Consider the following 21,120-nt stretch of genomic DNA (forward strand, 5'->3'; position numbering starts at 1 on the left):
ATGGGGCGGGACGGGCCGACAAGGGTTTTTTCAGTCATTTCTGTCGTAGGAGACCAGTGAGATTCATGCAGCCGAAGTCCTTTGAACAGGTACTTGAAGAGGTCAAGGGGAAGCGGATACTGGTGGCCAACCGGGGCATCCCGGCCAGGCGCATCTGCCGTTCCATAACCGAAATGTTCAACGCCAAGGCGATAATGACCGCCACCGACGTTGATAAAACCTCTCCGGCATCCTCCGGAGCCAACGAGCTGTTGATGCTCGGCTCCGACCCCCGGGCGTATCTGGATCAGGACAGAATCATCCACGAGGCCAAAGCCAACAACGTGGTCGCCATCCATCCCGGCTGGGGATTCTGTTCCGAAGATGACTCTTTCCCGGCCCGTTGCGCCAAGGAGGGGATCATCTTCATCGGTCCCGAACAGGAACCCATGCGCATCCTGGGCAACAAGGTAGCCGTGCGCAAGCTGGCCATCGAGCAGGGCGTGCCGGTCGTTCCCGGCTCCGAAGGGGCCGTTTCCATCCCCGAGGCGCGTCAGATCGCCCAGGAGATCGGCTTCCCGGTGATGCTCAAGGCCGAGGGCGGCGGAGGCGGCCGCGGCATCTACGAGGTCTACCAGGAAGAGGACCTGGAAAACGCCTTCTCCAAGGCTTCGGCCCTGGCCCAGGCCTCCTTCGGCAACCCGCGCCTGTACGTGGAGAAGCTGCTGACCTCGGTGCGCCACATAGAGATCCAGGTCATCGCCGACCAGTACGGCAACGTCTTCTGTCTGGATGAGCGCGACTGCACGGTCCAGCGCAACCACCAGAAGCTCATCGAGATCACCCCGTCCCCGTGGCCCAAGTTCACCCCCGAGCTGCGCGAACAGCTCAAGGACTACGCCAGACGGCTGGTCTCGGCCGTGGGCTATTATTCCCTGGCCACCGTCGAATTCCTGGTGGACGCCGACGGCGTGCCGTACCTCATCGAGGTCAATACCCGGCTCCAGGTGGAGCACGGCATCACCGAGTGCCGTTACGGCATCGATCTGGTCGAGGAGCAGATCGCCATCGCCTTCGGGGCCAAGCTGCGCCTGAACGAGGAGAACACCAAGCCGTTCCAGTGGGCCATGCAGTGCCGCATCAACTGCGAGGACCCGCAGAAGCATTTCGAACCCAATTCCGGGCGCATCACCCGGTACGTCTCGCCCGGCGGGCAGGGCATCCGCATCGACTCCTGCGTGGGCGACGGCTACCGCTTCCCGTCCAACTACGACTCGGCGGCCTCCCTGCTGATCGCCTACGGCAATTCCTGGAAAAAGGTCGTGGCCCTGATGACCCGGGCCCTGCGCGAGTACATGATCGGCGGAGTGAAGACGACCATTCCCTTCCACCGCAAGATCATCGACCATCAGATGTTCATCGACGCGGACTACGACACCAATTTCGTGCGCCAGAACTACGCCGAACTCATGGACTACTCCGACCGCGAGCCGGATTCCCTGCGCCTGACCCGGCTGGTGGCCGAGATTTCGGCCCAGGGTTACAACAAGTACGTCCAGCTCGGCGAATACCGTGGCCGCGAGGACAAGCGGGTGGGCCGGTTCCATCTGGCCGAGCCGCCCGAGGTTTCCTCCTGGTTCGAGCCGCGCTTTTCGCGCAAGATGGATCGCGACGCCATCCTGGACACCCTGCGCACGGACCGTGAGGCCGGGATCATTCACATGACGGACACCACGACCCGCGACATCACCCAGTCCAACAGCGGCAACCGGTTCCGTCTGGCCGAGGACCGCATCATCGGTCCCTCCCTCGACAAATGCGGCTTCTTCTCCCTGGAGAACGGCGGCGGGGCGCACTTCCACGTGGCCATGCTCGCCAACATGACCTATCCGTTCACCGAGGCGGCCGAGTGGAACAAGTTCGCGCCCAACACCCTCAAGCAGATTCTCATCCGGTCGACCAACATCCTGGGCTACAAACCGCAGCCCAAGAACGTCATGCGGCTGACCGGCGAGATGATCAACGAGCACTACGAAATCATCCGCTGTTTCGACTTCCTGAACCATGTCGATAACATGCGGCCGTTCGCCGAGGTGGCCATGAACTCGAAGAGGAACATCTTCGAGCCCGCCATCTCCCTGTCCTGGGCCAAGGGCTTCACGGTCGAGCGCTACATGACCGTGACCGATGAGATCATCCGCATGTGCTCCGAGGCGGCTGGCGTGACCCCCAAGCAGGCCGAGAAGATGATCATCCTCGGCCTCAAGGACATGGGCGGCGTGTGCCCCCCGAGGTTCATGCGCGAACTGATCAAGTCCATTACCGAAAAATATCCCGAACTGGTCATCCACAGCCACCGGCATTACACCGACGGCCTCTTCGTCCCGACCATGGGCGCGGCCGCCGAGGCCGGCGCGCACATCGTGGACGTGGCCATCGGCGCGAGCGTGCGCTGGTACGGCCAGGGCGAGGTCCTGTCCACTGCTTCCTATATTGAGGACGAGATCGGCCTGAAGACCCATCTCGACAAGGACATGATCCGGGCCACCAACTTCCGGCTCAAGCAGATCATGCCGTACTACGACCGCTACACGGCCCCGTATTTCCAGGGCATCGACCACGATGTGGTCCGCCACGGCATGCCCGGCGGCGCGACGTCCTCCTCCCAGGAGGGGGCGCTCAAGCAGGGCTACATCAAGCTGCTGCCGTACATGCTCAAGTTCCTGGAAGGGACCCGCAAGGTGGTCCGTTACCACGACGTCACCCCGGGCTCGCAGATCACCTGGAACACCGCCTTCCTGGCCGTGACCGGTGCTTACAAGCGCGGCGGCGAGCGCGAAGTGCGCCGCCTGCTGAACATGCTCGACGTGGTCACCCTGTGCCGCGAGGACGAACTGACCAATCTCGAGCGCGAGGCGCGCCTGGACCTGTACCGCGACTCCAACGACGCCTTCCGCAACCTGCTGCTGGGCAAGTTTGGCAAGCTGCCCCTGGGCTTCCCGGCTGACTGGGTCTACCAGTCCGCCTTCGGCTCCGGCTGGGAGACGGCCATCAAGGAACGCACCGAGGCCTCGCCGCTGACCACCCTCAAGGACGTGGATCTGGTGGCCGAGAAGAAAGCGCTCCAGTCCCGTCTGCATCGCCAGCCCACCGAGGAAGAGTTCATCATGTATCTCAACCATCCGGGCGACGCGATCAAGACCATCGAGTTCTGCGACAAGTTCGGCAACATCAACAACCTGCCCGTGGACATCTGGTTCGAGGGGCTGGAGAAGGGCGAGGTCCTGGACTTCCAGGGCAACTGCAAGAAGCCGCACCTCATGCGCATCCTCGACATCTCCGAGCCGGACGAAAACGGCATGGCCGTTGTCCGCTACGTGCTCGACTCCGAGATCATGAGCCACCAGGTCAAGGTGGCCGAGGCCGAAGCCGGCGGCAAGGACGCCACCGAGATGGCCGATCCGGCCAACATCTATCACGTGGGCTCGCCCAGCAACGGCGACCTGTGGGTCACCCATGTGCGCCCCGGCGACCGCGTCAAGGCGGGCGAGGAACTGTTCAACATCTCCATCATGAAACAGGAGAAGGCGGTCCTTGCCCCGGTCTCCGGCATGATTCGCCGGGTCATCAAGTCCGCCAACTACACCGAGGACAAGAAGATGATCCCGGTGGTGGAAGGGGAGCTGCTCATGGAGCTCGGCCCCGAGGCGGGCACCTGTCCCACCTGCAAGGTCGACGTGCCCACGGAGGATTGCAACTTCTGCCCCAACTGCGGCCAGAAGTTGTAAAAAAATAACACGACCGATCAAATTGGTCTGAATTGGCGTCCCGCTGACCACCGGCTGGAAGACTCTGAGAATACATTGGCCGACGCGTTCTAATAGCGCGTCGGCCTTTATTTTTCTTGCTAGGTTAAATCTATCGGCTAACAATTCCAGACGATTTTTGGAGTTTTTGTTACAGATAATTGGCATAGTGGTTGGACCAATTGTTTCGTTGACGAAGCGGTAAATAACCCTGTAAGCGAAAACTCGAACCTTGGATTTTGATTGTTCTTTTTTGATGATTCAAAATAGAAAGCGCCGTGATTACAGGGGCGGGACCAGATGAAAAATGGCCGCCCGGCACGGTTATACCAGGAGGAAGAGATGGCCAAAGCCAAAAATGACGCAACGGATAACGCACCGGCGGCCAAAGCCAAGAAGCCCGATGCCAAGGTGGAGAGTCTCAAGCAGAAGCTCGTCCTGAACGGCGCCGAAATCAAGAAGATCGGCGAGGACGCCGAACTGCTGGTCGGCGGCAAGAACTACAACACGGCCATCATCAGCCAGGTGCCGGGCATCCGCGCTCCGGAGTTCCGGGCCATTTCCTCCCACGCATTTCATATCCTCCTGGACGAGACCAAGGTGAACGCCGCCGTGGTCCGGGCCACGGTGGACAAGGAGTACAACAAGATCGACTGGTACTCCGACGCGGTCAACGAGGACTCCGACTACCTGCAGCACTTCGTCCGCGAGGTGGGCAAGAAGATCCGCGAGGAATCCAAGAAGCAGTCCGGCACGCCCATCCGCCTGCGCACCTTCATCAACAACGTGGTCGAGGGCTTCGCCACCTCCCCGGAGGGTATCGACCAGTTGCGCATGCGGTCGGTCCTGGTCCAGTCGGCCATCCTGTCCGTGGAGATGCCCGAAGGTGTCGGCAAGGAAGTGAAGGCCGCCTACCAGTCCATCTGCAAGGAAGCCGGCCTGGACGACGTGCCCGTGGCCGTGCGTTCCTCCGCGGCGGGCGAGGACAGCCGCAAGAAGGCCTTTGCCGGTCTGCAAGATACCTACCTTAATATAGTGGGCGAGGAAGAGTGCCTCGAGGCCTACCATTGGGACTGCGCCTCGGCCTACAACCTGCGTTCCATGACCTACCGCCGCGAGGCCATTCTCGACGCCATCACCCTGGCCGAGAAGACCGGCGACGACTCCATAGCCGAGACCGCCAAGAAGGAGTGGGCCATTGAGCACACCTCCCTGTCGGTCTGCATCATGCGGATGATCAACCCGGTCATCTCGGGCACGGCGTTCAGCGCGGACACGGCCACCGGCTGCCGGGGCACCGAGCGCAACGACCTCGTGTCCATCGACGCCAGCTACGGTCTGGGCGAGGCGGTCGTCGGCGGCATGGTCACTCCGGACAAGTTCTACGTCTTCCAGCGCGACGGCGGCCGCGAGGTGGTCATCCGTTACATGGGCTGCAAGGAGAAGAAGATTGTCTACAAGGAGGACGGCAGCGGCACCCACGTGGTCAAGGTCGCCGACAACGAGGTCTTCCGCTGGGCCCTGTCCATTGCCCAGGCCGAGACCGTGGCCCAGGGCGTGCGCAACATCTCCCGGGCCTACGGCGGCATGATCATGGACACCGAGTTCTGCATCGACAAGACCGACCGGTTGTGGTTCGTCCAGGCGCGCCCGGAGACCCGCTGGAACGAGGACTTCGAACTCCATCCGCACACCATTTTCATGCGCCGCCTCGAGGTGGACAAGAAGGCCATCGACTCGGCCGAAGTCATCCTCGAAGGCAACGGCGCATCCCGAGGCGCGGGCCAGGGCACGGTCAAGTACCTGCGCTCCGCCCTGGAACTGAACAAGATCAACAAGGGCGACATCCTGGCCGCCGAGCGCACCGACCCGGACATGGTTCCGGGCATGCGCATCGCCTCGGCCATCCTGGCCGACGTGGGCGGCGACACCAGCCACGCGGCCATCACCTCGCGCGAGCTGGGCATCCCGGCCATCATCGGTATCCAGCGCCTCGAGGCACTGCGCTCCATGGACGGCCAGCAGGTCACGGTCGACGGCTCCCGAGGCAAGGTCTACCGGGGTGAGCTGCCCCTGGTGGAGGTCGGTGGCGAGATCGACGTCGCCGGGCTGCCCGCCACCAAGACCAAGGTCGGCTTGATCCTGGCCGATGTGGGCCAGGCCCTGTTCCTGTCCCGCCTGCGCAACGTGCCCGACTTCGAGGTCGGCCTGCTGCGCGCCGAGTTCATGCTCGGCAACATCGGCGTCCATCCCATGGCGCTCGAGGCCTACGACAAGGATGTCCTTAACGATCTGGTGGAGGGCAAGCTCCAGGAGATGGACCACCACCTGACCAAGGTCATGAAGGAGCAGTTGGATTCCGGCCTGATCACCATGCCGCTGAAGCTGCGTGAGTACGTCGGCCTGATCACCGGCCTGACCCGCAAGATGGAGTCCCTGGCCGAGCAGGAGGGCGCACGCAGCACGGACGAGGTCCTGGCCATGCACCGCCGTCTGCGTGAGATGGACCACAAGCTCGACGAGCACATCTCCCACGCCACCGAGCGCCTGGACGTGCTCAAGACCTCCATCGACCCCGAGGCCCACGTGGCCGTGGTCCTGGGCTACCACGACATGCTCGAGCCGACCCCGTCGGTCCGCACCGAGGCGTGGAAGATCCGCCAGCAGCATGAGAAGGTCGTGTCCGAGTACGTGGCCCGTCTCCAGGAAGATCCCGATTTCGTGGCCCATCTGGACAAGATCACCCGCCTGCGCGAGGAAGTGGCCCTCAAGATGGGCCTCAAGTCCGAGATGGACGAAGTGGCGACCCTTCCCGATCGTATCCGCCGCCTGCTCGAATCGCGCGGCTACACCACCGGCAAGGAGAACTACATCCAGACCCTGTCCCAGGGGCTGGCCTTGTTCGCCATGGCCTTCTACGGCTCCAACATCGTCTACCGGACCACCGACTTCAAATCCAACGAATACCGCAACCTGCTGGGCGGCTCCCTGTTCGAGGCCCACGAGGACAACCCCATGATCGGCTACCGGGGCGTCTCGCGGAACATCCACGACTGGGAACTAGAGGCCTTCAAGCTGGCCCGGGGCATTTACGGCGGCCGGAACCTGTCCATCATGTTCCCGTTCGTGCGCACCCTGGAAGAGGCCCGCTCCATGAAGCGCTACCTCAAGCAGGTCCACAACTTGGAATCCGGCAAGGACGATCTCAAGGTCATCCTCATGGCCGAGATCCCGAGCAACGCCATCCTGTGCAAGGAATTCCTCAAGGAAGTGGACGGGTTCTCCATCGGTTCCAACGACATGACCCAGATGGTCCTGGCCACGGACCGCGACAACGCCAGCCTGCAGCACATCTACGACGAGGAGGACCCGGCCGTGGTCTGGGCCATCCTGTCCGCCATCTTCGCGGGCCAGAAGGTCGGCAAGAAGGTCGGCTTCTGCGGCCAGGGCGTGTCCAACTCCGTGATCCTGCGCGGCCTGGTGGCCATCGCGGGCATCGTGTCCGCCTCGGTGGTGCCCGACACCTACCACCAGACCAAGCTGGACATGGCTGAGATCGAGTCCGAGAACATCAAGACCAGCGAACTGGGCGCCTGGCTCAAGAAGCAGCACATGGTCAAGCTGCAGGAGCTGCTTGAGGCCAACAGCTACGGCCACATCCTCAAGAAGTACAAGTCCCCCGAGGACTTCATGGAATGGTACGAGGGCGAGCTCGACCGCTTCAGCGAACAGCTCCGCGACCATATGGAGACCCCCAAGGAGGAGTTCTACCGCCAGGAGATGGAGCAGTTCCGCGCCACCTTCCACAAGCCGGTCATCTACGCCAGCTGGGATTGGCACAACACCGTTGAGGACGCCATGCACCACGCCGGTTTCGCCACCTTCGAGGAGCAGGAAGCGGCCCTGGAAAAGCAGCGCAAGAAGCAGTGGTAGCCACTGCGCCAAGGCAATAAAAAAGGCCCCGACCGCTCAGGTCGGGGCCTTTTCCTTTGTGTGGTCAAAGGTCAGGCGATCTTGTCGGCGATGGTCCCGATGCCGGTCTCGGACGCCAACTGGTGCATGGTCTGCTGAATGTCGATGTCCGTGCCGGTGGAGGAGAAGTCCGTTCCCGTGCCGAGGTAGTCTTCGGTCCGGGAGGCCACCTCCAGCCCGGCCACGGTCTGTTCGCGGTTGTCCATGCCCCCCGTGGGGTTGATGCCCGAGCCGATCTCGTTGCTGTAGTCGCTGATGGACTCCGGGCCGAGCAGCTGGTTGTCCATGCTCATGCTCTGGATCGTGTCCATGGATATGCTGATGTCCGACATGGGCGCCTCCGTTGTTGGGCATTGTACCCATCAACTATGCCCGAGCCCGACCGGGTTGGCAACCCCGTGAGAAAAGGGGGCACCAGCGCCAAAAACGCCCCCGGCCGGAGGGCTGGGGCGCGGTCCATGGCTGCGTGCTGGTCGGCTCAGGACATCTTGTCCAGGAACCCCTGTCCGAGAGTCTTCAGGGACTTGGTTAACTTGAGCAGGTCGTCATCCGGAATCTTGCGGATGGTCTTCCCGTCGGAGTCGACGATTTCCACCTGAATCGTGTCGTTGTTTTCCAGGACATTGAACTTCAGCTTGATGTTCTTGGACTCGAGGTGTGCCTCTGCCTCGGCGATCAAGGTGTTCAGTTCATCCCGGGTGGGGGTGCCGGATTGCCTGTCCGACTGCGCCTCGTCCTGCGCCATGACAACGTCATCGCGCCGGATCGAGCCGTCCGATACGGGCGGCTTCTGCACGGCCTTGGCCGGAACAACGCTCTCCGAGCGCAGCTCTTGCTTCATGTCGATGTTCATCACGGGGATATTCATGGTCTCCCTCCCTGGTGTTGCACGAATCATCCCAACCAATATGCCTCTTACGTTCAATATCGGCGCAATCCACGTTTTCTTTAGGGGTAGGCGATATTCGATGGTCAGTATTACGGCGGATGCGTAACAGCCGATAACCATTGACGCAAAGTCGATAATTCACTACGATCCCATAGTATCGAATCAGGCTTGTAACAGGTCGGCATGTTTGAGTCTTCATGGCTGATCAATACGTCCTCGGGCGGCCGGCCTTCCCATCAAACCCTCCAGAGGGGCAATGCCTTTTTTCCTGAAACATTACTTCGACCCCGACTGGGACCCGGCCAAACTCAAACCGGAAGAGCAGGCGGACGGTAGCGTGAACCATCATGAACGCCAGTTCGTCGTGAACGTGACCGCCGGTGAGCTCATCGCGGAATGGATACCGGTGGAAGAGGCGGGCGCAGACCTGGACCAACGGTTCGTCTCCGAGGAGAAATCCTTTCCTGCGGGCAAGGGGACCGGCATCAAGCGGGATGCACCGGACAAGCTTTTTGCGGCGGTGGACGGGTACGTTTGTTACAAGGAAGGCAGGATTCTCGTTCGCAATCCGCTTACGGTGCACTCGGATATCGACTACCACACCGGCAACGTGGACTTCGTGGGCAACGTGGTGGTCGAGGGGTCGGTGCGCAGCGGTTTCACCATCGAGGCTACGGACGTGCGGGTCAACGACCAGGTGGAAGGGGCGACCATCAAGGCCCGGGGCAGCCTGGACTGCCGGGGCGGGGTCAAGGGCGGCAAGCAGGGGCTGCTCAAGACCGGAAAGGATATGAAGCTCGCTTTTTGCGAGTACGCGACCCTGCTGTCGGGCGGCGACATCATGGTCAAGGGCGCGCTGATGCACAGCGATGTCTATGCGGGCAAGCGGCTGGCCGTGGGCGGACGCCTCACCGGCGGAAACATCTGCGCCTACGGCTATGTCTACGTGGGCGAACAGCTGGGGGGCGGCATGGGTACCGACACCTCACTCGTTTTGGGATACAAGCCGTCGCTGCTTTTTGTCGACCAGCGGTACAACGTGCGGATCAAGGGGCTGCATGAGGACATCGCCTCTTTCGAGAAGGCCTTGAACAAGGGCGAGGAGTTCAGGGCGGAATACGAGCCCCGGCTCGAGTCGGCCCGTAAGGAGCTGGACCTGCTCAAGACCATGAAGGCCAAACTGTGGGACGGCATCTACGCCACCGAACGATTGGACGACTGCCGGGTTCTTGTACCGGGCGTGGTCAAGCCGGGCGTGGAAATATGCATCGGTTCGGCGTATTACAAGGTGGATGATTTTCTGGAAGATGTCTTTTTCTATTATGACAATGGTGAAGTGAAAATCGGCGCTTCAGCTGCAAAAAGCAAGAAATAACATATGGATATAGCAACTCTTATCGGTTTGGCCGGTGCCTTCGGCCTTGTCATCACGACCATCTTCATGGGTGGCAACGCGGCGGGGTTCATTGATATTCCCTCCGTGGTGGTGGTCATCGGCGGCACCTTCGCCGTCATCTTCGTCATGTTTCCCATGGGCGTGGTCATCAACGCCTTCAAGGTCGGCATGAAAACCCTTCTGTTCAAGTCCACCGACCCGCGGGAAATCATCAAGCTGATAACCTCCCTGTCCGACAAGGCCCGCAAGGAGAGCCTGGTCGCGCTGGAAAAGGTCAACATCGACGACCCGTTCCTGAAAAAGGGCGTGATGCTGGTGGTGGACGGTTCCAGCGAGGCGCTGGTCCGTTCGGTCATGGAGATCGAGCTGGAGTTCATGAAGCAACGCCACCGGCAGGGGCAGGCCGTTTTTAAGGGCATGGGCACCATGGCTCCGGCCTTCGGCATGATCGGCACCCTCATCGGCTTGGTCAACATGCTCTCCAACCTGTCCGACCCCTCGTCCATCGGCCCGGCCATGGCCGTGGCACTGCTGACCACCTTCTACGGGGCCATCATGGCCAACGTCATGTTCCTGCCCATGGCCACCAAGCTGGAGGAGCGGTCCGCCGAAGATGTCCTGTTCATGCAGATCATGATCGAGGGCGTCTCCTCCCTGCAGCGCGGCGACCACCCGTCGGTGGTCAAGGAAAAGCTGCAGGCCTTCCTGTCCCCGGCCCTGCGCGAAACGACTTAATTTTCTGTACGCGGAGAACCCATGGCCAAGGCCGAAGAAGTCATACGCAGGAAGCCGCCGGAAGACCCGCCGGGCGACGAGGGATTGCCGCCGTGGATGGCCACGTTTGCCGACATGGTCACGCTTTTGTTATGTTTTTTCGTGTTGCTGCTGTCCTTTGCCCAGCAGAGCGAGGAGAAGTTCCGCGACGCGCTGGGCTCGCTCAAGGGAGCCTTCGGCGTCAAGGAGGTTCGCGCGGTCTCCGAAGAAATGGCCCAGTTCAACACCAGCTCAGAGGCGATCGAGAAGATGGCCTCGTCCATCTCTCATGACCAGCGGCTGCTCCTGTCCGTGGTCATGCGCGTCAAGTCCATGCTCGAGGAGATGGACGTGAAGCTCAAGGAGGGGGCTGGGGTGAGCGCCGACCGCGACGGCGTGGTCTTCCGCGCCAGCTCGGCCGCGCTGTTTGAGCCCGATACCGCCCAATTGCGGCCCGAGGCCGGGAAGATGCTGGACGCGGTCATCAAGGTTCTGAAGGATTACAAGCTGAATCTCGTGGTACGGGGGCACACGGACGACCGGCCCATCCATACGGCCAAGTTTCCGTCCAACTGGGAGCTCTCTGCGGCGCGCGCCGCCGTGGCCCTGGATTACATCGTCAACAAGGGCGGCATCGAGATCAATCGGGCCAAGGCTGTTGGCTATGCGGACACCCGGCCCGAGGTGCCCAACGACACCGAGGCGGACCGGCTGAAGAACCAGCGGGTCGAATTCTACATGCACATGCCCCAGCGGGACGCCTGGTAGGGACAAGAAAAAATGGCTGAACAGGAAGCGATGGAACAGCAGGGCGGAGGACCCAAGTCCGACCCGCCCAAGCCCGAAGAGGGGATCCCGCCGTGGATGGCGACCTTTGCCGACATGGTCACCTTGCTGCTGTGCTTTTTCGTCCTGCTCCTGTCCTTCACCAACCAGGATATAACCAACTTCCGCAAGCTGATGGGCTCCATCCAGGAGGCCCTGGGCGTCCAGTACGAGGACAGCTCGGCCCTGTCCACGCCGTATGCGGACACGACCTTCAAGGAACGGCAGAGCGTCAAGGAAAACCGGCAGATAGTCGAACTCGGCGTGATCCTGAAAAAGGCCATCCGGGCCAAGGACCTGACCCACATGGCCAAGGTCAGCTCCGACAAGGCGGGCGTCATGCTCAGGATGAGCAGCCCGGTGCTTTTCGACAGGGGGTCGGTGGAACTGACCGCCGAGGCCAGGCAGGCATTGGAAATCGTCATTGAATCCATGAAGAAGACCGACTTCAACCTGGTCATCCGGGGGCATACCGACGGCGAGGCACCCGAGTCCCGGCAGTACGGCTCCAACTGGGCCCTGTCCGCCGCCCGCGCGGCCCGCTGCCTGCGCTACATCCTCGACCACTCGGACATCCCGGCCACCCGCATGAAGGCCGTGGGCTACGGCGGTTCCAAGCCGCTTCTGCCGAGCACCTCCGAGGAGAACCGCCAGGCCAACCGCCGCGTGGAATTCTTCTACCTCCCGCCCGGCCGCTCCAAGTGGTAGCCTCATGCTCGTGAAAACCAAAAAGGCCCCGCCGATGTCGGCAGGGCCTTTTTTCCTCGAGAAAATGGTGGAGGCGGGGAGAGTCGAACTCCCGTCCGAGAACGATCCGCGAAAGCGTCTACAGGTTTAGGTCCGGAATAAAGGTTCGCCCGTCGGATTGCTCCGGGCCAGACGGCCGGCGGGCTAGTTTCTGTTAAAGTTTCACATCCCAGGCAAGAAACCAGCTTGTGATGCTAGCCCTATGATTTTGACGATCCAGACCGCTTATAAGGCGTCGGCGGGTGAATCGTGACAAGCTGTGTTGTCAGGTGCAACTCTGCAATTAAGCAGCCATTGCGTAGTCGTAATTGTCGTTGGCAATTATCTTTGTGGTCGATTTTTACGAGGCCATCGACCAACCTCGACCTGCGGCTTCGGCTTCAACTATCCCCGTCGAAACCAGTGCGCCCCCATGTCAAAGAACCGTTCGGGACAAGACCTATATAAGTTCTTGGGGCCGTTTGGCAACCAAAACCGGTGTTTTTTCCGTATCTGGAATCGAACGGCGCACTTTAATAAAAAAGTCTATGTTATCAGGTAAATGTATTAAATCTAGAGAAAATCTAGTTTAAGTCTAGATAATAATATCCCGGAAAGTGCTTCGCTGTCAGCCGTAAAACGGATCGATAATGAGTCCAGCTGGTTGGAAAGTCTATTCTCGTGTCCCTGTTTCTAGACTCCGAGAAACACGGGGTTGGCCGGAGTGGCGAGCCATGCTTGACGGTTGCCGCGCAGTGGCTACTTCATGGGTATCCTGTCACTTGGGTTATTTCGCATGGGAACGGGATTGCGCAATTTTATCCAAGCCAGCCGAGTGGGGAGCGGGGTATCAAGGGCGGAACAGAGGGCAAGGGATGTCGACAGCCAAAGACAATACGTTTCAATTCGTCAACAGTGGGCGGGACCTGGGCGTGACCGTGCTCAATGCGGTCATGTCGGATTTCTCCTACGGCAGGCACGCCCACGAGGAAGTGGCCATGGGCGTGACCCTGGACGGCGTGCAGGAATTCTCCTGCAAGGGGGAGCGGTTCAGCAGCTCGCCCGGCGACATCATCCTGTTCAACCCTGACGACGCGCACAACGGCAATCCCGGAGACAAGACCGCCCTGAAGTACACGATGCTGTATCTCGATCCGGTCATGTTCAACGGGTTCGCCCGGAGCGCGGCCGATGGCGGCCGGACAGAGTATCGCGCCAGGGAGATCAACTTCTCGGACCCGGTCCTGCGCGGGCTCATCCTACGCGCGGCCCGGCTGGTGGAGGCCCCGAACCGCAGCGGGCTCGAGATCGAGTCCTGCCTGTACGGCCTGGCCCGGCGGCTGACGAGCCGGATGGGCGTGTACCGGCCGGACGGCTGGACCGACAGCAAGGATGCGCTCCTGCTCCGGGCCCGGGACTACATCCACGACAACATCGAGGCCGACGTCTCCATCGACGACCTGAGCCGCGCCGCCCATCTGTCCAAATTCCACTTCATCCGTTTGTTCCGAAGCCAGTTCGGGCTCACGCCGCACCAGTACGTCATCAACCACAGGATCAACAGGGTGCGGGAGGAGCTCGCCAAGGGCACGCCGTCCACGGACGTGGCCGCCCGGTTCGGCTTCTTCGACGTCAGCCACATGAACCGGCACTTCAAGCGCGCCTATGGCCTCACGCCCCGCCAGTACCAGATCCAATTCACCAAGTAGGTTCCCATGCTCGGCATCCTCCTGTTTTGTATCGGGGTCATGTACACCCCCGGTCCGGTCAATATCCTTAGCCTGAATTGCGGCATGCAGCGCAGGCCGTCCCGGCACCTCCCGTTCTGCCTCGGCGTGGGTACGGCCCTGGTCATCTATTTTTCCTTGGTGGGCTACGCCGGGTCCGCCGTGGTCAGCGGCGGGGTGCTTCCGGTCATCGCCGGGCTCGGCACCTGTTTCATCCTCTACCTCGGCTGGAAGGTCGTGTCTTCGAAGGTGGACCTGTCCGGTACCGAGGAGTCGGTGGCCGCCCTGGACTTCAAGGACGGACTGCTCATGCAGCTGCTCAATCCCAAGGCGTTCATGGTGGTCCTGCCCGTGACCACGATACAGTTCCCGGCCGCCGGGATCGAAGGAGCGGCCGTGGCGGTATGGGCCCTGGGTCTCGGCATTCTGAGCGTCGGTGCGCCTATGTTCTATGCTGTCGTCGGGGCCTTGATCTCCAGGCGAATTGAAAGCGCAAGGTATTTTAAATACATGAATTACATCATGGGGGGCATGCTCTTTCTCGTGGCTGGAGATATGGCCTACGAGCACGTCTATCTCGCGCTTGTCGGCTGACGGTGGCCCCGGGGGAGGGTGATCTTGCCCCAATAACCGCCGAACCTTCTTGCGGGTATGCTCGAGTCCTTGGAATCAGGAAGATTTCAAGGACTTTTTCACGGGGCGCCTGCTCTGGGATGGTCGGCTTGGGTTTGCGGCAAAACTGCGACAAGCCAATTCTGTCCTGAAAATTGATTGCATATCGGCTGGATGCTGCTAAGATGGCGACAATAATCATTTCCACATGGAGGCATCATGAGCAACAGACGTGTTTTCCTCAAATCGGCCCTGGCCCTGGCGGCCGGGCTTTCCCTTGGCGTTCACAAGGCTTCGGCCGAAACCGGGCCGTTTCCTTCGAACATCGTCTATACGGCCGACGATCCCGGCCAGTGGGCGAAAAAGGTCGGTCTCCATGCGCCCCAGGTGACCATGGCGGACGGCAAGGTGACCGTGCAGACCAAGCATCCCATGAGTTCGGCCCATTACATCGTCCGCCACACTTTGGTCAGTGCCGACGGCAAGGTCCTCGGCGCGCAGGTCTTCACGCCCGAGGACAAGCCCATTTCCACCTACGACCTGCCGACCAAGGGCGAATACTACGCCACGAGCTTCTGTAACCTGCATGATTTCTGGGTAACCAAGTTCACGGTCTAGCGAGGGATCAACGAAAAAGCCCGCACGGTTGTCCGTGCGGGCTTTTTTGCGGCCCAGGCTCCGTCCCAGGACGGGCCCGGTGGATGAAACCATCGACATCTGATCTGCCGGGGTGTGTTCGGGGGCATCCCACACGTTGGAAACGAAGAAAGCCCCTCGGTTGTGGAGCTTTGTTTTAATCGGAAGGAGAGGATTCCAACTTCCGTTGGAGTGCCTCTGCCATGCTTTGACCCCATCCCAACCTAATGAATAAGGCGTCTTCGTTTTTTTACCGAAAGGTTAGGCTCTCATCATCTTCAGGGCGGCGCGCATGCGGTCGGCGGTGCCTCCGTCGCCGCGGGAGAGCGCATCCTCAAGGCCTGCGCGAGCCATGGCTATGAAGTCGCACCGTTCCTTGTCCGTCTCGATGTTCACGGGCTGTCCCGTTTCATCGGAAATCTTCACGGTCAACGCCGCTAAAGGCTTGCTTTCATCCACCGTCATGTATCCGAGATGGATTTCGGTCCTGATCCAGTCGCGCAATTCCTTGCGGGTCAATTTCATGAAGTTGATCCCGCCGTGGACCTGCTTGTTCGGGGAATTGAAGTCGAGCTTGTCGGGTATTTGGAGATCGGGCACTTCCACCGGAAGCACCGAGGACCACGGCACCCCCGGGGATGGACCGTCGCCAGCCGAAGCCTCGAACGCAGAGGCCGCTTCGGGGGACATGGCCACGACAGAGCCGTCGTCTTCCCACTGGGAAACGTCCCGCTCCAGCAATGCTTGCGCATCAACTCGCTGCTCGATTCCGGCTTCGGTCTCAACTTCCGCCGAGGCGGTTGATTCACCGATGGCCATTACGAAGTCATTCTGGTCCTTGAGGCCTTCAAATAGGTGGCCGTACTTGACCATGGCGGCTTCGGGGTCCTGCCGGTAGAACGCGGCAAAGCCTTCATGTTCCCTGGCCGCATCCACATGGGACGAGAGTCCGGACACGGCCCGAAAGTCGTTGGTCAGTTCTGCATTATTCTCGAACAAGGCCTCGATCTCGTCCTTTTGCGAATGGTCGCCCAGGACGCGCACCTTGCCCGCGCCGTCGGTGGTCAGCTTGACCTCGGACGAAAGCGATACGCCTGTTTTCAGGAGCATGGATCGGACGTCGCCCTCCAGCTTGTCGCGTTTACGTCCCAGCGCGGCCTCGGCCTCGGCCACGGTGATCGCCCCACCTCCCGGTTTGCCGATGCCGAACCCGGAAAAGAAGGAGGACAGCAGCCGTCCGACATTGGACAAACTGACTTTGTCGCCTTGCGCGGAGGGCCTGGCCGCTTCCGGATTCGATGTCCTGGGGCAATTTCGAACCGCCTGTGCCTGATAACCGCTTTGCACTGACTCGATCATACGCACTCCCCGGAAAATAATTCCTTCCGTCCGGAGAGTGCAAAGACCGTTCCGTCGTCCGGCGATTCAATATAGCATGAACTCGCACACAGAATTGGAATTATTACAGGTCATTAAGCGGGAAGTCCCTTGCCTGGTCATCGATCGTATTATGTACGGAGTGGGGGGAGGAATTCGCGCCGGTTGAAAATATCCTTCAGATCGTCGGGCACGACCAAACGGAAATGATAGACAGAGCCTCTACGCAGAACGTTGGGAGGGAGGCCGTTTCAGGGCAAAATTCTTGAAATTAGCAGGGCAAAAGTTTGGTGATTTGTACCACCAGTTTGTACCAGTTCGCGAAGACTGATCCAAAACCCCGAAAAAAGGCAAAAAGAAAGCCCTTAAAAACCGTAATGGTTTTAAGGGCTTTCAATGTTAGTCGTGGTAGCGAGGAGAGGAGAGCGTCTCTCCGGGGTCTCGGAAGTCGATTCGCATTGATTTTTAGAGAACGATTTTAATGGGTTGCCGATGCCGCTCTCTCGGACAACATCTTTGAATTTGTAGCCCTAACTTGGACCAGAGGTCAAGGACGGAATCCAAATATCATCGAGATACAAAAGCATGCATGCGGCTACGACTATTCGACTATTGATAACAGTGTCTTGAGGTGCTACAAACAACTGTTTACAACTGCCAACTCGCAGAGGTTATTATGAAAAAAGTCCCTTTCCTACTTGTTGCGATCCTATTCCTCTCTATGCTGCAAGGCTGCGGAGCTATCGTCAGGCAGAAAAGATTAAGTGAGATTGGCAATTTAAGGCCGGGGATGGACTATGACTATGTTGTTGATATCATGCAAACAACAAATGTTGGTTATGAGGTGATGGAAGATGGTCACAAAATCCGACTGCTACCAACAGATGTCAACAATGAAGGCTCAACTTGGATTGGACTTTGCTTCGATGACAACAAATTGGTAAGTTGGAAGGATGATTTTTATGTGCCGGGCTTTATTTTGGGTGCGAGAGTTTCAAATCCCGGTGCCGCATGCCGTGGACATGTCGCAGGAGTAGAACAAAATGCTATATCCACAACTAAAAATATTGCCTCTGCTGAGGCTGTTGAATCAACAGAAAGCACCAAACCACCAGTGTGGTACTCTCCTGACGGCAAGCCAGAAATAATCTTTACGCACAATCCGAGCGACAACTATACATTTTATTTTGAATACTCTCCGGGGAGTTATAAAAATATCTCCAACTGGGGTAAGTACTCAATGATGCGTGGCTACTTTGTCAGTGAAATCCCAGTTGAAAAGAATCTACAAAATTACTATGAAGTCAAACTTCAATCTGGAGAGACTATTTTTTACAAGACAGATACAGATGAAGGGCTAGATCAGAATTTTTGGATTGCACACATAATGTGGTATAAAGACTACCTTAAAAAAGAAAACAGCAAGGGAGATCCAATAGTCGAAGGCTCTTCCGTAACGCTGACTTCATATGATAAGACATACGATAGATATGTGACAAGCACAGGGAAGGAGGTATACGCAACACACCTCGATAACATAAGAAATTTTGTATCAACGCTCTCAAAAAATAAAGTTGAAATTGCTGAACTGCTGATTGACTACAATATAGAATACAAAGATTTTGATAATAAATATTTCATCAACAACTATGATGGATACAAAACATCTGTCTCGATATACATTGGGAGAATCGATAAAGAGGTTTGGGGACGCTTTCAATTGACCTACCACGCTTCAGATTGGCTCTTTGCGTATAAATATGGTGTCGTTGCTGACGGATATCGCTATGAATCTCCTCAGCTAAAATTCGATCACGACAATTCAGACGTTATCTGGGAAATTTCCGATGAACGTCTTACGGACGCCCTCTACACGCTCGGAACCAAAATCAGCACCTCAAACAAGGCGATTGTCCGTTTTTATGGGAAGAGTGGGACGAGTGACTTCACGGTTCCTCAATCTCAAAAAAAGGAACTCGAAGACATCCTTAAGCTATACAAGCTCATTAAATCCTCTGTCTAAGCCCGTATTGATCTTAACAAAGAATGGCCCATTCCAAGATAAGTCGGAATGGGCCATTTCTAACTGTTGCGTTAACATTCTTGTTTGGTCGTTTATCTCTCAAGGAACCTGTGTGAATTGGTAGTCCGAACTTTGAGTTTGCATGAGGATGAAGGGCATGTCTTCAACAACAAGCAAGTATGTCTATTTGGGCTTCTGGTCATACCAGTCGGACACATTGAGCACATTGAAGATTGCTGCGAATAAAGTCCCAACCGTGTAGAATAATAGAAACATACCAATGAATGTCGTGATAATGTCTGATAGCCCAAGAGAACCACACACAATCGCCCAAAACAAGGTGACTGTTTGGACAACCAAGAAGTGGACGAAAGCTGCATTCATTTTCATATATGTGGAGGGGCCGTTGCCCGTCCGGCCACGTAACGCTTCAAGGAACTCCACATCCCCAAAGCCAACCATAAGAACATAGCCTCCAAGGGAAAAGCCTAAAAGGCTCGGCAAAATTGAGATAGCCACTTCATGCCATGAAAATTTCTCTGTCATGAATTTGGTACATACAAGTGCCACACACAGCGAACCCCAGAAGTAGCCTGATCGAAAGAGGGCAGACCATCCGCCATAGGCTTCCCAGTAAATTCTCAGTGGAACAATAGGCCAATCAAGCAAAGGGCGTTTTTTCTCTTTCATCGATTATTGACGGTTGATCGGGGCCGTTCGCTTTATCTTTTTCTTGGTGAATTTGTCTATGTTGCTCTTGGCAACTTCTAGTACGCAGGAGAGAGCACTTTTACCTTTTGAGTAAATGCCTTTTAGCTGAACTGGATGCTCGGATGTCTTTTTCTCGATCTTCTGTTCTTCCGCATCATAACCTTCCGCTTTCACGTACCCGTTTGAGAGGGATAGCTGCATGAAACCTTTAGTGTCAGCGTCAGGTTCAATCCCTTGGTCTTTGCTTCCAGTCCACACTGTGTGCATTTTCCTCGCATGCTGATCCTGCATTCTCTTCAAAGCTTCAGCTTTTTCACCGGAAAGCTCGTCAGGGTTCGGCAAATTCACATCCAGTATGAGTTTTGTCAAAGAAGGGATTCGTAGGATTTCTTCTATTGATTCTTCACTGCTTTCAACGGTTACAGTCACTTCCCCATATTTTTCACGGATTGACTCATGAGCAAAGAGGTTCATCAGTGCGTTGGCGATCAATGCCGATGAAAACGTAATCCTGATCCCTTTTTCCATGTGATTGGTAGGGAAAAAGAACCTGTGCCCACTAGGGAAAAAGACGTAGGGAGCAGTTCTACAATTCGGTTTCATTTCTTCAGGGATGCTGACAACAGGCTCACCGTCTTCAGATTCAACAGTTTCCAACTTGTCAAGGTTCATCCACGGTGCGCGTAGGTCAATTTCGGTGAATTTGTGAAAGAAGCCTGAGAGACCTTCTAAAGGCTTCTCCTTAGTGATGGCGATTGGCTTGTTGAGTATGAATTTTTCAACGCCTCGGTAATCCGTAGGGTGTTTCAACGCAAATGCATCATTTAACAAGTCCACATATCCCGTGGGAGAGTGAGGGTGTGTGACAATGTTAATAACCGCAACATCCATCTTCTTTTCGGTGCCCACTTGCAATCTCCTATTTCGCAATAACAGTATGTGTATTTAAGAACTCAATACGCAACTTGATATCGCTTTGCACTGAAAAAATATATAAATTCGATAATCGGCTAGGGTGCCTGGTTTTGGGTGGGGCCTGGGTTTTGGTTATTCCGAGTACTGAGCCAAGATATTAGCTCTAGGAGTTTACATCCTATGGCGAGGCTAGAACCCACAAGGAAAAGCCATAATCTTATTGAAACAAACCATGGGTACTGACCATTTTCCATGGCACTTCTTCTGTTTTGTGTTTCCTTGATGAGCCTTAACCGACTCTCTGAAATGAATGTGGTGAGTCTCTCCTTGCTAAGGGTTTTTTCGTTGGGGTTTTCAGCTGCTACTATCTCAGCAAGAATTGAAATCGCCTCTAACGTAGCATGGTCAGCCTCCCTATCGATAATAATCCCCCATTCAGTCAGTTGTGTCTCCCACCAATCTGTGGCGTATATCTGCCAGATTGAAGCCATAAGAATTATAACTAGACCTAGGATTTCGAGACCCATTAACACTTTCTTAAGCATGTGGAATTTACCTCAATACATCTTTCAAGGACTTCAGGGTTGAGGCCTGACTCAGACAATTTTTTATACCAATCAGCAACTTTGCTCAACCCAAACTAATCCATCTAGAGTATACCCCAAATGGACAAAACGGCCTGACGGCGAAATGCGACTTTGATTGTCAATCTAGAGCCTCATTATTTTTGTTTGACATATTGTCAAGCATGGTCTAAGGTGTTTTCTAGACAA

General features: G+C 57.2%; 17 protein-coding genes and 1 other RNA gene. 10 read left to right on the forward strand and 8 right to left on the reverse strand.

What is annotated here, in order from left to right; all coding sequences use genetic code 11:
• Positions 1 to 65 precede the first annotated feature (65 nt).
• On the forward strand, positions 66 to 3,767 hold the full coding sequence (locus ACR42D_RS08750) for a pyruvate carboxylase (protein WP_484566431.1): 3,702 nt from the start codon (positions 66 to 68) through the stop codon (positions 3,765 to 3,767).
• Between the two features lie 360 nt (positions 3,768 to 4,127).
• On the forward strand, positions 4,128 to 7,718 hold the full coding sequence (locus tag ACR42D_RS08755; protein ID WP_484566432.1) for a PEP/pyruvate-binding domain-containing protein: 3,591 nt from the start codon (positions 4,128 to 4,130) through the stop codon (positions 7,716 to 7,718).
• 71 nt (positions 7,719 to 7,789) lie between these two features.
• Here the strand turns inward: ACR42D_RS08755 and ACR42D_RS08760 are convergent, their stop codons facing one another.
• Entirely contained in the window at positions 7,790 to 8,089 is a 300-nt protein-coding gene (locus tag ACR42D_RS08760) for a hypothetical protein (RefSeq protein WP_484566433.1), read from the reverse strand.
• A gap of 146 nt (positions 8,090 to 8,235) precedes the next feature.
• Complete coding sequence (locus ACR42D_RS08765) at positions 8,236 to 8,625, reverse strand: flagellar protein FlaG (RefSeq protein WP_484566434.1); 390 nt, start codon at positions 8,623 to 8,625, stop codon at positions 8,236 to 8,238.
• A 277-nt stretch (positions 8,626 to 8,902) separates the two neighbouring features.
• Between ACR42D_RS08765 and ACR42D_RS08770 the strand changes: the two genes are divergently transcribed.
• From ACR42D_RS08770 to ACR42D_RS08785, 4 genes are read left to right on the forward strand one after another with little or no spacing between them, the layout of a single operon-like run.
• A complete protein-coding gene (locus ACR42D_RS08770; RefSeq protein ID WP_484566435.1) occupies positions 8,903 to 10,021 on the forward strand; it encodes a DUF342 domain-containing protein in 1,119 nt (372 codons plus the stop codon).
• A 3-nt stretch (positions 10,022 to 10,024) separates the two neighbouring features.
• On the forward strand, positions 10,025 to 10,777 hold the full coding sequence (locus tag ACR42D_RS08775) for a motility protein A (protein ID WP_484566436.1): 753 nt from the start codon (positions 10,025 to 10,027) through the stop codon (positions 10,775 to 10,777).
• A 21-nt stretch (positions 10,778 to 10,798) separates the two neighbouring features.
• Positions 10,799 to 11,563 (forward strand): OmpA/MotB family protein, encoded by a 765-nt coding sequence (locus ACR42D_RS08780; protein ID WP_484566437.1) that lies wholly within the window; start codon positions 10,799 to 10,801, stop codon positions 11,561 to 11,563.
• 12 nt (positions 11,564 to 11,575) lie between these two features.
• The gene (locus tag ACR42D_RS08785) at positions 11,576 to 12,328 is read left to right on the forward strand and encodes a flagellar motor protein MotB (RefSeq protein ID WP_484566438.1); all 753 of its coding nucleotides are present in this window, start codon (positions 11,576 to 11,578) and stop codon (positions 12,326 to 12,328) included.
• A gap of 65 nt (positions 12,329 to 12,393) precedes the next feature.
• On the opposite strand, the gene ssrA is transcribed toward ACR42D_RS08785, so the two are convergent.
• Positions 12,394 to 12,779, reverse strand: a transfer-messenger RNA (tmRNA) gene (gene ssrA, locus ACR42D_RS08790).
• A 442-nt stretch (positions 12,780 to 13,221) separates the two neighbouring features.
• Between ssrA and ACR42D_RS08795 the strand changes: the two genes are divergently transcribed.
• The 3 genes from ACR42D_RS08795 to ACR42D_RS08805 all read left to right on the forward strand — a co-directional run bounded on the left by ACR42D_RS08795 (position 13,222) and on the right by ACR42D_RS08805 (position 15,303).
• Positions 13,222 to 14,055 (forward strand): AraC family ligand binding domain-containing protein, encoded by an 834-nt coding sequence (locus ACR42D_RS08795; RefSeq protein WP_484566439.1) that lies wholly within the window; start codon positions 13,222 to 13,224, stop codon positions 14,053 to 14,055.
• Positions 14,056 to 14,061: 6 nt separating this feature from the next.
• Complete coding sequence (locus ACR42D_RS08800) at positions 14,062 to 14,667, forward strand: LysE family translocator (protein ID WP_484566440.1); 606 nt, start codon at positions 14,062 to 14,064, stop codon at positions 14,665 to 14,667.
• Between the two features lie 237 nt (positions 14,668 to 14,904).
• The gene (locus tag ACR42D_RS08805; protein ID WP_484566441.1) at positions 14,905 to 15,303 is read left to right on the forward strand and encodes a desulfoferrodoxin family protein; all 399 of its coding nucleotides are present in this window, start codon (positions 14,905 to 14,907) and stop codon (positions 15,301 to 15,303) included.
• 279 nt (positions 15,304 to 15,582) lie between these two features.
• Here ACR42D_RS08805 and ACR42D_RS08810 read toward each other — a convergent pair whose 3' ends face one another.
• Together ACR42D_RS08810 and ACR42D_RS08815 are read right to left on the reverse strand one after the other, a co-directional pair.
• Positions 15,583 to 16,680 (reverse strand): hypothetical protein, encoded by a 1,098-nt coding sequence (locus ACR42D_RS08810; protein WP_484566442.1) that lies wholly within the window; start codon positions 16,678 to 16,680, stop codon positions 15,583 to 15,585.
• Positions 16,681 to 16,829: 149 nt separating this feature from the next.
• Positions 16,830 to 16,928 carry a DUF6538 domain-containing protein gene (locus tag ACR42D_RS08815; RefSeq protein ID WP_484568455.1) on the reverse strand — a complete coding sequence of 33 codons (99 nt, stop codon included), beginning with the start codon at positions 16,926 to 16,928 and terminating at the stop codon, positions 16,830 to 16,832.
• 446 nt (positions 16,929 to 17,374) lie between these two features.
• On the opposite strand from ACR42D_RS08815, the gene ACR42D_RS08820 reads away from it, so the two are divergent.
• The gene (locus ACR42D_RS08820) at positions 17,375 to 18,721 is read left to right on the forward strand and encodes a hypothetical protein (RefSeq protein ID WP_484566443.1); all 1,347 of its coding nucleotides are present in this window, start codon (positions 17,375 to 17,377) and stop codon (positions 18,719 to 18,721) included.
• A 183-nt stretch (positions 18,722 to 18,904) separates the two neighbouring features.
• Here ACR42D_RS08820 and ACR42D_RS08825 read toward each other — a convergent pair whose 3' ends face one another.
• The 3 genes from ACR42D_RS08825 to ACR42D_RS08835 form a co-directional block, all read right to left on the reverse strand.
• Positions 18,905 to 19,411 carry a hypothetical protein gene (locus ACR42D_RS08825; protein ID WP_484566444.1) on the reverse strand — a complete coding sequence of 169 codons (507 nt, stop codon included), beginning with the start codon at positions 19,409 to 19,411 and terminating at the stop codon, positions 18,905 to 18,907.
• A gap of 3 nt (positions 19,412 to 19,414) precedes the next feature.
• A complete protein-coding gene (locus ACR42D_RS08830) occupies positions 19,415 to 20,341 on the reverse strand; it encodes a DUF4747 family protein (RefSeq protein ID WP_484566445.1) in 927 nt (308 codons plus the stop codon).
• Between the two features lie 101 nt (positions 20,342 to 20,442).
• Positions 20,443 to 20,892, reverse strand: a complete 450-nt coding sequence (locus ACR42D_RS08835) for a hypothetical protein (RefSeq protein ID WP_484566446.1) — start codon at positions 20,890 to 20,892, stop codon at positions 20,443 to 20,445.
• Positions 20,893 to 21,120 lie beyond the last annotated feature (228 nt).

The organism is Pseudodesulfovibrio sp. lm2024 (assembly GCF_051175575.1).
GTDB lineage: Bacteria > Desulfobacterota > Desulfovibrionia > Desulfovibrionales > Desulfovibrionaceae > Pseudodesulfovibrio > Pseudodesulfovibrio caledoniensis.